Consider the following 14,690-nt stretch of genomic DNA (forward strand, 5'->3'; position numbering starts at 1 on the left):
GTTGCCATCTTGACCATTGTTGATTGTGTAGCCCCTGTATTTTCTCCCAGTCGTGGTGTCTTTTGCCATGACCATCTCCTTTAGTTTGCTTTAACTCTGTCGTAGTTATTACTTCTATGGCTAATGAACATACAAATGGCATTAATGTTGTGCTTATAATTTATTCTGCATGTTGCATTTATTATTCGCAGCAAACAGCTATTTTCTAATTATTATTAAGACACTACTAAAACCGGGATAGACAAGTACGCACTATACCGAATATAAAAAAATTTACTTCTGAAAGATGCTAACAAATTTCACATAACATTGTTGCGATAAAGTTTACTTATACAAACTAATGACAACAAATCGTTATTAGAATGGTTGACAATTATTTTGTCCATCTATCTACAGGCTACTCCCCCTTAAGGGGGAGTAGCCTGTAGATAGATGGACAGTAAAAATATGCCTAGCCAGCTAAGTAAGATTGACTTTCAGAGCATAGGTAGAAGGGGAAAAAACCACCAACCACTGACTGGCCAATCTTCACTAACATATCGCACCGCGCTGTACAGGGATTAACATGTATCATCATCCAATTGCACACTAGGGTTATTTTCCATTGGATCAGCAAACATGCCGTTTTCCCTTAGTGCCCTGTAATGGTTGTAAGCAGCAGCCCTTTTACATATGCCCATATCGACAACAGCAGCACACACTTCCTTCTGCCCATGTGTAGGATTCTCTTTGACATAATCGACTATGGCTTGATCAATAGTCGGCACGCTAGCAACCGGCATATCTCCGTCCACATCTTCTGATTTTTCACTATCAGGGCAAGGCAGGCCTGAATCGGAATGAATCAAAGATCTCTGGCAGACGTCAAAGACCATCCCGCTAGCTTCGTTCTTAATCGTGTAATTAGTCCAGCAATGTTCACCAGATTCAAAATTACGATTTTTTGTTGCTATTACTTCAATTCCACATTTACCAATCTTCAGCTGAAGAACAACGTCTAAAGCAATCTCTTTCCCCATTGTTCCATATGCTGTATCGCCCTTTTTACCTTGATGATCTACAACAATTGCAGTTTTTCCATTCTTTCTACACCAGTCATAGAACATATTGGGCGCGGCTGCATTGGAAATCCCTGTTGACATACTCGTAGGAAATACTTTGAAGAGGCTATCCACAATAATTATATCGGCTTGTTCAAGGTCAAGCAGCAAGTCTTCCCAACCAGCTTCGGTGTCCAACCGTATATCTTTATTTTCAATCACGAATGAACGGACTATAAGTTCATTCGCGGCACTCTCTGGCAAACCAAGTCCTTCGGCAATTGAGCGAGCACGGTTTTTCAGGCTGTCTGCGGGCAACTCTGCATCAATTATCAAGACACGGTATTTCCGCGATGGGCATACTTTCCCGCCAAGAGCCTTGTACCCATTGGCGAAACACAGCGCCAATAGCAAAGCAAACAGACTCTTTCCTACACCACGCCATGCAAATATCGTCATCTGATCACCAAGCCGCAGTAGCCCTTCCAGAAGCATTTCTGGTTCGTTTTCGCTGCCGGGCAATTCCAGCAAAGGCTGCCCTTGGGGTAAAATTCCTCGGGGAGGCTCAACGCCAAATTCACGCCGGCAATGTTCGGCAAACTCAGGAAGACTGCACTCACCGTCCTGTCGGGTTATCGCAGATATGTCTTGAGTGAAACTAGAAATGTTATTTATTTTATGCCGCTTAAAAAAATATGGAGACAACCCATGTGTCTTCAGTGCCAAGAATACCTCAAAAGCCTGACAACATCCGGCAGCAGTGTTGTCTGGGAAAATAAGCGGAATCAGTGAACCCAAGGATGCCCAATCGCTTATTTCAATTGAACTATATGTCGTTATCGGTAGCAATTGGGATATCAATGCGTAACCCTGCTTGATAGTCTCGCACATCGTTTCGCTTGAACATATGAGGACATATTGAGAATTCGGTCTAAGTCGCACAATATCATTTAGATTATAAAGAGGAATTTTATTGGCGGGGTGAAGCAAATCAAAAACAATATTATAAGCAGAGTTACCAGCATACTGCCATGCCGATATGGGAAGCTTGGCAATCATTCCTGATTCATCAAAAAAATGCACAACACCGAAAGCTGTACTGCCATTCTCTGTAGAGTACCAATATACTCTAAATTTTTTGAATCCAAAATCTATCGGAAAATCTTTGATGGCCTGTTGCGCATGCTGCTTGTCTCTGTCCGTCATCAATACGCTGTTGTGACATGCCTTTCGATTGAACAGATAACGATCTTCTTGGGCCAGAAGTAACCCTATTTCCCTGATGATATTCGAATATACATTTTCGGGAAGCCACCCTTTTTTCTGTCGAAAAAGCGGCCCAAGGTAAAATCCGCCCAATGCCGAATATCCTTCTGCCTCGGTAATGAATTTTTTATCTTCACTGTTTCCGTGCAGCCGATTCAACAACCGATTTCTTGGGGTAGAATATGCGCCGCAGCTTTCAGGATGCAAGGAAATAGCAGTATTATCAGACAGAAAAATATCTTCGCCTTCTTGCCTTACTTCAGGATCAAGCAACTTTGCAAAACTTGCCACAAGGGCTGGGTCTGTCTGGACTTTACGCCAGAGCAAGTCCTGTTGAAGCACATCATTCACAGAGCCATACAGCTTCCAGGCAGGATGACCGAATGCCTTTGGATAACGTGGAGTATATTGGAACATAATTCCTCCAAGGGAGGCAGGCATGAACCTGCCTCCCAAGCTTAAAAATTTTCATTTGCAGTTTTAATAGATCTTGTACTAACGATTGGCACGTTTCATGTCCGCATCAAGCCATTTCAAAAAAGCATCGCGCAAAATAATAACCTTACGAGGCGATACTTTAATGAAGCATTGAGCGGGAATTTCTCCGCGTGATCTACGATTCTGAATCGTACGCCAACGCAATACATTACTTGTCAAGCAGTCAATCATCTTTCCTGGAAATGATTCAGGCAATGTTGCATAGTATTGTTCAATTAGCATAGTAGTCATAAGCCACACCATTTTTGCACGTGAAGCGAGATGCGCCTTAAATTCAGGCACATGTTAAAGACGCCAATATGTCAGGCGACCAGTGTTTGGAGGAGGCTTGCGAAAGAAAAGGGGATGTGGCAAACTGAGCTTGATACGTCAGTCAGGCCGAAACCGTTGGCGCGGTTTCCCCTGCGCAAGCCCGGCCTCTCTTCATGGATGCCGGGTTTTTTATGTTCTTTTTTTCTGCCTATAATCTAGCAATCTACATTTTGTGGAACAAAATACTGCTTTTTGAGTTTTTCCATAAAAAATTCTTCCACAGATTGGACAGATTCTCATTAACAAGAAAAGCCGATTAGAAATATCCCAAGCTGGCGTCAAAATGTAATTTACTTCTATATACTCTTGAATACTCATCGGAGACGAAATCGCCAGCACGGACGGAATAGCATGCAAGCCTTCCACTCGAAATCCAATGGAATGATTCTGTTCAACAATATTATTAAAATCTTGCTGTGGAAGACTACAATTTCTGATGGCCCATGAGAAAAAGAACTCATGTCGCTTCCTACATCTTTCAAGAATATCCCTTCCAAGTTCAAATTTCTTCTCGCCAGGTATCACATATACTGCGCAAAATTTTTGGTAGCCATAAGGTTTTTTGCACTTCAAGAAGGCGCCCCTACGGTCATCCTCTGACAAGCAAAGTCGCGTATTCGCCAATCCCCTTACAGCTATATTGGGGCATCCCAGAGCAAAAAGTGGAGAAGGCTCAAAACCAGAAATTTGAATAATGGATTCAATAGGCTCATTAAGATTGAGCCACGTTTCCAGGAGCTGGTAAGCGAATGCTATTTTGTGTTTAGTTTTTGCCATGGGTCAAAGCTATGGTCTAAGAACTATTTTGTCAACAAAATAGTTCTTAGACCAGCACTGGAATACACAAAACAAACCTGAGAGGGGCGGGATAGGAGCGGGATAAACGGCAAAAAGACGCAAAAAAGGGTTTGTGAGCGGCCTTGAGCCATCTTCACAAACCCTTGATTTATCTTGGTACCGGGAGCGAGACTTGAACTCGCAAGAGGTTGCCCTCGGCGGATTTTGAGTCCGCTGCGTCTACCAATTCCACCATCCCGGCAGACTGACCAAGACACATGGGCAATGCCGCATATGCATGGCGTGAGTGGCTTTGTAGCCCAAGGAGCGCCGATTCGTCAAGTCCTCAGAGCAGTTGCTCCCTGATTGGGCCAAAAGCCGCCCGACACCGTGGTACAGAATTGGCTGGCTGGGAGTACGGGAATGACCATCAACATTGTATGGGAACGAAACGGATTTTTATTACGATCTGCCAGTCTTGGAGATTCAGAACCTTACTATGAACAGAATTACAATCTATTGGACAGAGAGCCTGTGAAAATGACAGGGTGCAAAGATAGTTTTACAAGATAAGAAGTCACTTTTTTTTCAGTAAATCTATTGATGCTGCTGACACGTATCTATTTTTACTCATAGCGCCAGTAGCGAATGCATTGTGAGCGATATTGATGCTGTTCTTTGTAGTGCTCATTTTTGCATTGCTATCCTTCAAAATGCATATAGAGGAAGGGGCTTGGAACATGGGCAGTTCAGTCTATTTGTAGTTTTGTTTTTGATGAATTAAAGATCTCCTGTCTGCTGCTGATGCGTTTTGCCCATATGTGTGGTGTAAAAAACTTCAGATAACTCTGTTTGCGTCTGGATCGAACTTTTTATCAGGCTGGTACTGGAGTTACGGCTGTGCAAACATCCCTGAACTCCTTGATTGCCAGCATCATAAAACAGGCCGGGGGCAATTGCTCAATAGCGGGTGTCTCCCTATCGACAAGCTGATGCCCTTACGCTAACTTGATATACAGTTTTAGGCTGAATCATGTCGGCGGCATCTGCAACAGCAAGGTATTCCGTGATTTTTTATAGGATTTGTCGTGTCTTGCCTGTCTTTAAGGGCGGCGGGTCATGACAGCATCAGCGCCTTCAGGTTGGAGGCCCTCATTCGAGGCGGCGTGTCAGCGCCAGTCTGTTTCCCCTTCCCATCGCCTAGGCGGGAAGAGGGGGCTTTTTTATTGCTTGCCGTACCCCTTCCTTTTTTTCATATCTCCCCGCGTTTCTTCTCGTAGCAGTTTAGTTGCCCCGGTTCTCCATTCGATTGACCGCGCTGTTGGCCGCCTTGCAGCACAGCGCTGTTGTCGCTTTTGTCATATTACCCGCTCCACAACTTTGCGTTGTGCGGCGGGTTTTGTTTTGCGTTTTTGTACCGCAGCAAAGGGTACGATCAGGAGTATGCGCTATGTATGTAGCTGGAATTGATGTTGGTTCTGTGGCTGCAAAGGCCGTTGTGCTCGAGCTGCTGCCCAACGGCGGCTTGCAGGTTGCCGGTCGGGCAGTGCTGCCTACAGGCTGGAATACCGCCGAGGCTGGCGAGTTTGCGCTCAACAATGCCTGCGAGGCTGCCGCAATGGCACGCAGCGGTCTGAGGCATGTCACTGCCACGGGCTACGGGCGTATTGCCCTGCCTTTTGCCGACAAAACGGTTACGGAGATCAGTTGCCATGCGCGGGGCGCTGCGCATCTTTTCCCCCGCGCGGGGCTTGTGCTCGATATCGGCGGGCAGGACAGCAAGGTAATAAGCCTGGATATCCCGCGAGAAGCGGAGGCAGGCAGTCTGGATGCGGCAAGCGGTACGGGCAGCCTGGGCCCGCTCAAAACTGCGGGAAAACCGGGCGCAGTGCGCGATTTTTTGATGAACGACAAGTGCGCGGCAGGCACCGGGCGTTTTTTGCAGGTGCTCTCGGGCATTTTGAACATGCCGCTGGACGAACTGGGCAAGGCAGCCGCCACGGGCAAGCCGGTGGCCATTTCAAGCATGTGCGCCGTGTTTGCAGAAACAGAAATTGTGGGCCTGCTGGCCCGCAGTACGCCGCCGATAATTTGCCCGGATCGGGCATTTCGTAAATTTTCTGGTTAGGTTGGGGCTGCATCTGCGTTCCTCGATTGCAAATAAAAGTTAGTCTTAACTAATTCTGTTAAATTCAATTAATTAAATTGAAAAAGAATGTCAATACCAGCTAGGGAAAAGTTCAACAATTCGGGCAAGCGCACGGATGACAATGAAAAAGGGACGGGGTAAGCAGCGGAAGCCAAAGGCTGGCAGCACTACTGACTGCCATATTTGCGGAAAAAAGGATGTGTTCGCAGTTGGAAGGGGCTGAAAAAAGATTGCAATTTGCCTGAGGGGTTGCCTGAATTCGGCAGTTTATCCGGCAACAACGTGTCCGTGCCAATCCATCTGATATTATGCTGTTTAAAAGATGGTGCTCCTTGACGTAGGAGCACCTGAATGAAGCGGAGCCGATTCACGGGATGGCAGCGTAGTGGGAAAGCAGGCATATGCACAGATGGTTGTACCCGGTGTTATTACTTGTTTTCCTGTTCAGGTTCTTACCTGGTTTCGGGCAAAATTTCCTGCCCGAACAGGCCGAATTTTTTCATTTTTCTCCAAAGTGTGGCGCGCCCAATGCCCAGTCGGCGCGCAGTTTCTTTCCTGTTTCCGCCGCATTGCCGCAACATGTCGCGCAGGGCGCGTGCTTCCAGAGCATAAAGGCTGGCGGCAGAGGAGTCCTGTTGTCTGACAACTGGGGCAACGTCGTTTGGGCATGTCTGTTCGTATGGGTGGCAACTGCGCAGGGAATCAGCCATGATGTCTTCAGAAAGCACACCATGCGGGGCAATGACCATGGCCCGCTCCAGAACATTGGCCAGTTGCCGTACATTGCCCGGCCAGGGGATAGTTTCCAGAAGCGCCATCCCACGTGGATCTATCGGTGGCATGGGCTTGTGCTGTTCTTTGGATTTTCTGTGCAGTATGAACCGCGCCAGCAGGCCAATATCCCCCAAGCGCTCCACCAGCGGGGGAAGCTCCAGAATGAGCACCGCCAGTCTGTAGTACAGGTCTTCCCTGAACCTTCCCGCCTGAACTTCTTTCGCCAGATTGCGGTTGGTGGCGGCGATAATGCGCACGTCCACCGGCGTTACCTTGTTGTCGCCCACGCGCGAGACCTCTTTTTCCTGTAGGACTCGCAACAGGCGACATTGCAGGGGCAAAGGCATTTCGCTTATTTCATCCAGAAAAATGGTGCCGCAGTGGGCCATTTCAAAAAGACCCATTTTGCCGCTTTCGCTGGCGCCAGTGAACGCCCCCCGCACATAGCCGAACAGCTCGCTCTCAAGCAGGTTTTCTGGCAGAGCGGCGCAGTTTACGGCCACAAAGGGACTGTCTGCCCTGGCACTGGCATTGTGGATAGACTGCGCAAAGAGTTCCTTGCCTGTACCTGTTTTGCCGTAAATGAGAACAGTGCTTTCGGACTGCGCATAGGTGAAGGCCCGTTTTTTCGCTTTTTCCAGTGATTCCGATTTTCCAACCACATCGGCAAAGGTGCTTTTGGCCACGTGCCCGGAATCACGTACCCGTTTGCGCACCCGCTGCTCCAGAGACTGGATGCGCCGTACTTCCTGCAAGGTAAGCACCGCGCCCCGGCTGTGCCCGTTCACGTGGATGGGCACACTGGTAACGGCAAGAGAATTGCCGCCTATCAGGCATACTTCGGAGGCTTGCTCGTTTTCAGGCGTCTGGATGCAGGATTCCCAGGGCATGCCCAAAACCTCGCGCACGTCGCGCCCCACCACATCCTGCCGCCGCAGGCCAAGCAGCTCAAGGCCGATGCGGTTTATCTCAGAGATATGCCCCGAGGCATCAATGCCGATAATGCCATCGTTGATGGAGTTGAGCAGGGCATTGATTGTGCCGAGGCGCAGGTCTTTTTCCTTCTGGAGCGAAACAATGCGCTTGCCCTCTTCAATGGCGTCCTGAATGACGCGCGGATCCATGTCGATGTGTACGCCCTGCGCGCCAAGAGCCCGAGCGGCGTTTACCACGGGCGAGCCGCCCACAAAGGCCTTTACGCCTCTGGCAATGAGCTGCCGCAGTCTTTCCGATATATCGGCAAGATCCGTCAGGGTTTCCACAATCACCGGTTTTTCAAAAAAATCCTTTAGGGCAAGAGCGTTGTAGGTGAAGGATTCAAATCCCACCACCGCGATTTTATCCGCAAGGCCAAAAGCGCGGTTGACTGCGCGCAGCATGTCCACGCTCGTATACCTAAGCTCCAGCACATGCGTTTTGAGGGCTGCTTTAAGCAGGGCAGCCGTGCCGCCGTTGCTGACTACAACCATGGCCTGTCCCTGGTCGATATGGCTTTGGGCAAGGCGCACTGCATCTTCCAGCGCTGCTTCATAAACAAGAAAGCTCTCGCCGATGCGGCTGAAAATGTTGCTGATAGTGTTGGTAATCGGTTCGCTTGGGGTGATGAACAGAATGTCTTCCCTGCGGATATGAACCATGGACGTCTCCATCTGCAAATTGTTTCCTTTTGATACATGGTATATCAAGTGAAACATAAATGAAACAGAAAGATGCAACATCATCATTCTGAACCCGCCGGTATTCTGGGGCTGGCTGAAGGTAAAACAATATTTATTTGTTGTAATATATTGTAAAATATGAATTTTTAAATTTATTTGTGTTGTCCTGCAACCACTGGACTCTACTGGCATGTCTCTTGCTTTTTGGCGCAAGAATGCATTCGCCATGTTTCATAGGGAGGACACCATGAGAGTTCATGTCATAGAACCCATAGACGAAAGCGCCATGCGCAAACTGCGTGCCGAGGCGGAAGTAGTGGCGTGGGATGATCCGGAAAAAAACGACCTTTCCCGAGCGGATGCGGTCATTGTGCGCGCGGCGTCCGTCACGCGCGAGCAGATTCTTGCTGCACCGGGGCTGAAGGTTATCGGCAAGCATGGCGTTGGCGTGAACGCCATTGATCTGGTCACAGCCAAGGAGCGGGGCATACCTGTTGTGTACACCCCGCTGAGCAACGTAAATTCAGTAGCCGAACTGGTTTTTGGCTTTATTCTCGCCACTGCCCGCAAGCTGCGCGACAATATGGAGCACATACGCCGAGGGGCAGAGCGCATAGCCCCCGCAACTCTTACAGGCCTTGAGATTTCCGGGAAGTCGCTTGGCCTTGTAGGCTTCGGCAACATAGGTTCACGCGTGGCGCAGATTGCCGTGAACGGGTTCGGCATGGAGGTTCATGTCTACGACCCTTATATGAAAGCGACCACAGCAAAAGAGCGCGGCGTGCACTTGCATGAAACTCTTGAAAGCATGCTGCGCGAGGCAGACTACATCAGCGTGAGCGTACCACTTACCGAAACGACCAGAGGGCTCATAGGCTCCGCGCAGTTTGCCTGCTGCAAGCCCACGGCCGTTATCGTCAGCACCGCGCGCGGCGGGGTTATTGACGAATCCGCCCTTTACGAGGCCTTGGCGCGCAAGACTATTTACGGCGCTGCCAGCGACGTATTTGTGCAGGAACCCCCCACCATGGAAAATCCTCTGCTGCAATTGCCCAACTTTATCGGCACCCTGCATATAGGCGGCAGTACGCACGAATCGCTTGTGCGCGTTGGCAATACGGTTGTGGACGATGTGCTTGCCGTGTTGCACGGTGAAAAACCGCTCTATCCCTATGCGGTATAGCCTTTTGTTTTAGCCTGTTACCGAAAAGGATTCCGCTATGACTCAGACGGATACAACCTCGCCGGTTGAAGAACAGAAATTGCGTGAAGCAAAAAAGGCCACTGCGGCCGCCGCATTCGGTACTTTTTTGGAATATTACGATTTTTCAGTATACGGCTACTGCGCTGCCCGCATATCCAAGGAATTTTTCCCCAGCGACAACCCCACGGTTTCATTGCTGTCCACCTTGGCTGTATTTGGTCTGGCCTTTATCGTCCGGCCTTTGGGCGGCCTGTTTTTCGGGCACATTGGTGACCGCTACGGGCGAAAGCTTTCGCTTGTGGCTACGGTGGTGCTTATTGGTGTGGCCTGTACGGCCATCGGCTGCTTGCCCACCTACGATCAGATAGGCATCGCTGCGCCTATCCTGCTGATTCTTTGCCGCATATTGCAAGGATTTTCCGCCGGGGGCGAGATAGGCAGCGCGGCTTCGTACATTCGTGAATGGGCGCCCGCAGAACGCCGCTCCCTGTATCTTTCCTTTGTGCCCAGCGTGGCCAATTTGGGCAAGGCCGGGGCCGCTGGCCTTACCGGGCTGGCCGCCTATCTGTTTGTTGGCGAAAGCGCAAGCTGGGCCTGGCGCGTACCCTTTCTGGTGGCCATGCCCCTCATGCTCGGTTGCCTCTGGATGCGTCTCAAAATTGAGGATACTCCCGACTTCACCAACATGAAGAACGAGGGCAAGCTTTCTGAGGCCCCCATCAAGGAGCTGATACGTCAGTATCCTGCTTCACTGTGCAAGCTGTTCATGTACTCCCTGGTTCAGAACGTGGGTACGTATTGCGGTACCGTGTATGTCGCCATCTATATGCGCACAGTGCTTAAAATGCCTGCCACCGAAGTTGGCTTTATCGTACTGATAGCAGTGACCTGCGCGGCCCTCTTCATACCCGTGTTCGGCCTCATCACAGACCGCGTAGGCCCTGTTAAAACGCTGGTGGCCTGCTACGTCTGCTATATCGTGCTGAGCTATCCCTGCTACGCCATAATGGGCAAGGGCTTTGGCATGGCCATCTTTGCACTGGTTACCACCATGATCCCTTATGCCCTTTGCCAGGCTGGGTCATATTCCATGTACCCGGAGCTGTTGCCGCCCCGCGTGCGCAGCACAGGGGTTTCCTTCGGGCATAGCATGGGGGCTGTTTTGGGCGGGGCCACCACTCCGTTTCTGGCCACCTGGCTCATCTCCAAATTCAACGACATCATGATTCCCGCCTACATCCTCATTTTTGTGGGTGCGCTGGGCCTGGTTAACCTGCTGATTCTCAAGAAGGCCGACCCCGCTGAAGGGCGTCGGTTCCGCTAATAGCCTTCCTTTAAACAACAGTGCTCTGGAGAAATATATGGAACTTTTTGATTGCACCCTTCGTGACGGCGGCAATGTGCTTGGCAACGGGTTTCCGGCTGATCTGACCGAACGTATGCTGAAAGGGCTTGTTGATTGCGGCGTACGGTATATCGAATACGGCAATGCCAATGGCATTGGCGCGGGCGAAGAGCAGGGCAAGGTCGCCCCGTTGACGGATGCCCAATACATGACCCTGGGCAAGCCGCTGGTGGATAAGGCTCGTTTGGGTATGTTCATTCTCGCTGGCAACGCTACGGAAGCACGTGTGGCGGCGGCCGCAGAGGCTGGCCTGAGTTTTTTACGTGTGGGGGCCAATGCAGGAGATGCCGACAAGGCACGTCAGGCCGTTGAACTGGTAAAAAAGCATAAGCTCGAGGCCTGCTATTCATTGATGAAGGCCTATGTGCTCAGCCCTGATGCTCTGGCCGACGAGGCCGCGCGATTGCAGGATATGGGCGTAGATATGGTGACCATTATGGATTCCGCAGGAACTATGATGCCGGATGAAGTCTGCAGCTATGTAAAGAAAATGGTGCGGCGGGTGAGTATTCCCGTAGGTTTCCACGGGCATAACAATCTGGGTATGTCCGTGCCCAACGCAGTTGCGGCTTTCAGGGAAGGTGCCGCCATAATTGACTGTGGTTTGATGGGCATGGCCCGTAGCGCGGGTAATTTGGCAACGGAGATTGCGGTAGCCGTTTTTGACCGGCTCGGGGTTCGCACGGCTGATCTGAATGTTCTTTTGCGGTTCATTGATGAAAAGCTTGCGCCCGCCATGGAAAAACACAATTACAGGGCGCCTGTCGTGCCCCTTGATCTGGTGTTTGGCCTTGCGGGATGTCATTCTTCCAATACTGCGGCATTGCGCGAAGCTTCAAAGGAGTATGGCGTGGATATCTTTCGCCTTACCATGGCCGTTTCTGCTGAAAACCGCAAAAATCCTTCTAAAGACCTCATAAAGCAGCACGCATCCAAGCTTGCTGCCGCGCGTTGCCTGTAGGGCTTGTGCCCGTCCGGGCACTGCGGTTCCTAGCGTGATCCCTTTTTCGATGTGCGCAACCATATTATGCAGTAAAAAGCGGGGGCCGCGCCGTTAATAGCGTGGCCCCCGCTGGTGGGAACATACTCAGCAGTGGTGCTGGGTGCGAGGGAGCACCTTAATGATCTCATCCAGATTTTCAAGCGCCTTGCGGCTTTCAATCTGAACAAGCAGGCACAGGTTTTCTCCGCCTGCGCCATATCACTGGGTACGCGGCTCCACGTGGAGCCCGTGCAATGCTGGCTCCAACGCCGCGCACGCCATGAGGGGATACCGCTGGGCGTTCACCATGCGGCGGGCGTCGTCCGCAGTGTCCATCATGGGGACCAGAACGGTCTGCGCGCCAATATCCAGCATCTGCTCCAGCAGCGCTAGAAGCGTCTACGCAGTGTTTGGCGCATGTCTCCGTCAATCAACAGCCAATCGTAATCGCGCGTGGCCGCCATTTCCGCTGGAATCCTGAAAGCGGAAGTATAACCCACGGGCATCTCTGCGGTCTCGCGCCGCAAATGCTTGTTGCCAAGGTAGGGTTCAGGTATACACAGCCTGACTGTCTTACTTGCAGAGTACCCCTAGGACCTTTACGGGGAAAGCGCAAAACCCATTTTGGTATTGCGGCGCAGTCTGCTTATGGCCGCTACCTTGGAGCAAAAAATGAAAACGCGTGTAGAACACGATTTTCTTGGCGAAATGAAAATCCCTGCCAATGCCTATTATGGTGTGCAAACCATGCGGGCCGTGCAGAACTTCAGCATTTCTGGCCGCACAATTTCCCAATGCCCATCGCTGATAAGGGCTTTGGCTTACGTAAAAAAGGCTGCGGCCCTTGCCAATGCGGAACTGGGCGCATTGCCTGCAAACATAAGCAAGGCCATCTGCGCCGCGTGCGATGAACTGCTGGCGGGCAAGCTGCATGACCAGTTTCCGGTGGATACCATTCAGGGTGGGGCTGGTACCTCCACCAATATGAACGCCAATGAGGTTATTGCCAATCGCGCCCTGGAAATCATGGGTCATGAAAAGGGCGATTACCAGTATTGCCACCCCAACAACCACGTCAACTGTTCCCAGTCCACCAACGATGCCTATCCAACAGCCTTCAGGCTGGCTCTGTATGCCGAGCTGACCAACCTTATGGAGCACATGCGGTATATTCAGGGCTGCTTTGCGCGCAAAGGCGTGGAATTTGCCGATGTGGTAAAGATGGGCCGCACCCAGTTGCAGGACGCAGTGCCCATGACGCTGGGCCAGGAATTTTCGGCTTACGCAACAACCATCGGCGAAGACATTCTGCGCGTTGAAAAAAATCGTAAACTGCTTCTTGAAATCAACCTTGGGGCCACTGCCATCGGCACCGGTATTAACGCGCCTTCAGATTATTCGCGTATTGTCTGCAATCATCTCAGTAACCTTATCGGGCTCAATGTGGTGACGTCAGACAACTTGATTGAAGCCACATGGGACACAGGCAGCTATGTGCAGATTTCGGGAGTGCTCAAGCGTTTTGCCGTCAAACTTTCAAAAATCTGCAATGATCTTCGCCTGCTGTCTTCCGGCCCGCGCACGGGCATTAACGAGATAAACCTGCCGCGCCGTCAGCCTGGTTCATCCATCATGCCCGGCAAGGTCAATCCCGTCATTCCCGAGGTGATCAACCAAATATGCTTTGACGTCATTGGTAAGGACATGACTGTAACCATGGCCGCTGAGGCTGGGCAGCTTGAGCTTAATGTCATGGAGCCTATAATTGCCCACACGCTCTTTCTGGCTGTGGAACGTCTGGGCATTGGGTGCAGAACGCTCGGGGAAAAATGTGTGGAAGGCATTACCGCCAACAGGGAACGCTGCCTGGAACTCGTAATAAATTCCATCGGTATCGTGACCAATCTTGTGCCGGTTATTGGTTACGAAAAATCGGCGGCAATCGCCAAAGAAGCCCTGGATACCAATAAATCCGTCTCTGAAGTGGCGCTTGCGCATGGCGTGATGACTGCGGAACAACTTGAGAAACTGCTTTCGCCCGAAAGCATGACACGCCCAAGCCGCGCGCACCTGTAAAATACAACCTTGCGGTAACGCTACGGGGCAATCCGCAACTCCAGACGATAAATAAACCGCCCAGTCCTGCGCGTTGCCGCGCTGCACCTAGGCGGAATATTTTACGCTGAAAATGAATCAGACCGCGGAAAGCTCTTCGGTTTGCTTGGCTGCGCCCGTAAGGTTTGTTTTTTTGTTTAACCTTGCGGAATCAATCTTCCCGGTAACTTTTTGAAATGAAGACGGGGGCAAAGCGCCCCAAGAAAGAAGAGCAAGCCACAATCGCTTGAACAGAACAGAAGTCTGAAAAGAAGAAAGCCCGCTAAGCTGTCAGCTTAACGGGCTTCTTTGAACTCTCTCTGAGTTCAAATGGTGCCGAGGGCGGGACTCGAACCCGCACGAGAATCCTCACTACCCCCTCAAGATAGCGTGTCTACCAGTTCCACCACCTCGGCGCGAGAAGATGTACTACTGCAAACTGAAATGCTTGGCAAGCTTTTTTTTCAAAAAGTTATCAAGACTTGCGCTTGAAGGTTGATACAGGTAGATTTTTTCGTTCATGAGAGGTGA

The 14,690-nt window shown here is 50.6% G+C and carries 9 protein-coding genes and 2 tRNA genes; 5 read left to right on the forward strand and 6 right to left on the reverse strand.

From position 1 onward, the window contains the following. Window positions 1-560: 560 nt before the first annotated feature. From NE637_RS00005 to NE637_RS00015, 3 genes are all read right to left on the reverse strand, one after another. Window positions 561-2,747, reverse strand: coding sequence for an AAA family ATPase (locus tag NE637_RS00005; protein ID WP_256267550.1), 2,187 nt, complete (start codon window positions 2,745-2,747; stop codon window positions 561-563). A 498-nt stretch (window positions 2,748-3,245) separates the two neighbouring features. Beyond that, on the reverse strand, window positions 3,246-3,893 hold the full coding sequence (locus NE637_RS00010) for a hypothetical protein (RefSeq protein ID WP_256267551.1): 648 nt from the start codon (window positions 3,891-3,893) through the stop codon (window positions 3,246-3,248). Between the two features lie 175 nt (window positions 3,894-4,068). Beyond that, window positions 4,069-4,155, reverse strand: a tRNA-Leu gene (locus NE637_RS00015). 1,188 nt (window positions 4,156-5,343) lie between these two features. Here NE637_RS00015 and NE637_RS00020 point away from each other — a divergent pair. After that, a complete protein-coding gene (locus tag NE637_RS00020) occupies window positions 5,344-6,021 on the forward strand; it encodes a BadF/BadG/BcrA/BcrD ATPase family protein (protein ID WP_256267552.1) in 678 nt (225 codons plus the stop codon). Between the two features lie 473 nt (window positions 6,022-6,494). Here NE637_RS00020 and NE637_RS00025 read toward each other — a convergent pair whose 3' ends face one another. Continuing rightward, the gene (locus tag NE637_RS00025) at window positions 6,495-8,453 is read right to left on the reverse strand and encodes a sigma 54-interacting transcriptional regulator (protein ID WP_227119085.1); all 1,959 of its coding nucleotides are present in this window, start codon (window positions 8,451-8,453) and stop codon (window positions 6,495-6,497) included. 268 nt (window positions 8,454-8,721) lie between these two features. Between NE637_RS00025 and NE637_RS00030 the strand changes: the two genes are divergently transcribed. Genes NE637_RS00030 through NE637_RS00040 form a run of 3 tightly spaced genes read left to right on the forward strand, consistent with a single transcriptional unit; the run spans window position 8,722 to window position 12,044 of the window. After that, window positions 8,722-9,657 carry a hydroxyacid dehydrogenase gene (locus NE637_RS00030; RefSeq protein WP_227119086.1) on the forward strand — a complete coding sequence of 312 codons (936 nt, stop codon included), beginning with the start codon at window positions 8,722-8,724 and terminating at the stop codon, window positions 9,655-9,657. Between the two features lie 37 nt (window positions 9,658-9,694). After that, a complete protein-coding gene (locus tag NE637_RS00035; protein WP_192111551.1) occupies window positions 9,695-11,002 on the forward strand; it encodes an MFS transporter in 1,308 nt (435 codons plus the stop codon). A gap of 37 nt (window positions 11,003-11,039) precedes the next feature. Continuing rightward, window positions 11,040-12,044, forward strand: a complete 1,005-nt coding sequence (locus tag NE637_RS00040) for a hydroxymethylglutaryl-CoA lyase-like TIM-barrel protein (protein WP_227119087.1) — start codon at window positions 11,040-11,042, stop codon at window positions 12,042-12,044. Between the two features lie 240 nt (window positions 12,045-12,284). On the opposite strand, the gene NE637_RS15835 is transcribed toward NE637_RS00040, so the two are convergent. Continuing rightward, window positions 12,285-12,440 carry an aldolase/citrate lyase family protein gene (locus tag NE637_RS15835; protein WP_368736100.1) on the reverse strand — a complete coding sequence of 52 codons (156 nt, stop codon included), beginning with the start codon at window positions 12,438-12,440 and terminating at the stop codon, window positions 12,285-12,287. A 297-nt stretch (window positions 12,441-12,737) separates the two neighbouring features. Here NE637_RS15835 and aspA point away from each other — a divergent pair, with 297 nt between their 5' ends. Then, window positions 12,738-14,141, forward strand: a complete 1,404-nt coding sequence (aspA, locus tag NE637_RS00050; RefSeq protein WP_192111553.1) for an aspartate ammonia-lyase — start codon at window positions 12,738-12,740, stop codon at window positions 14,139-14,141. A gap of 349 nt (window positions 14,142-14,490) precedes the next feature. Here aspA and NE637_RS00055 read toward each other — a convergent pair. Next, a tRNA-Leu gene (locus NE637_RS00055) sits at window positions 14,491-14,575 on the reverse strand. Window positions 14,576-14,690 lie beyond the last annotated feature (115 nt).

Origin of the sequence: Desulfovibrio desulfuricans, assembly GCF_024460775.1 — a bacterium.
Classification (GTDB): domain Bacteria; phylum Desulfobacterota; class Desulfovibrionia; order Desulfovibrionales; family Desulfovibrionaceae; genus Desulfovibrio; species Desulfovibrio desulfuricans_E.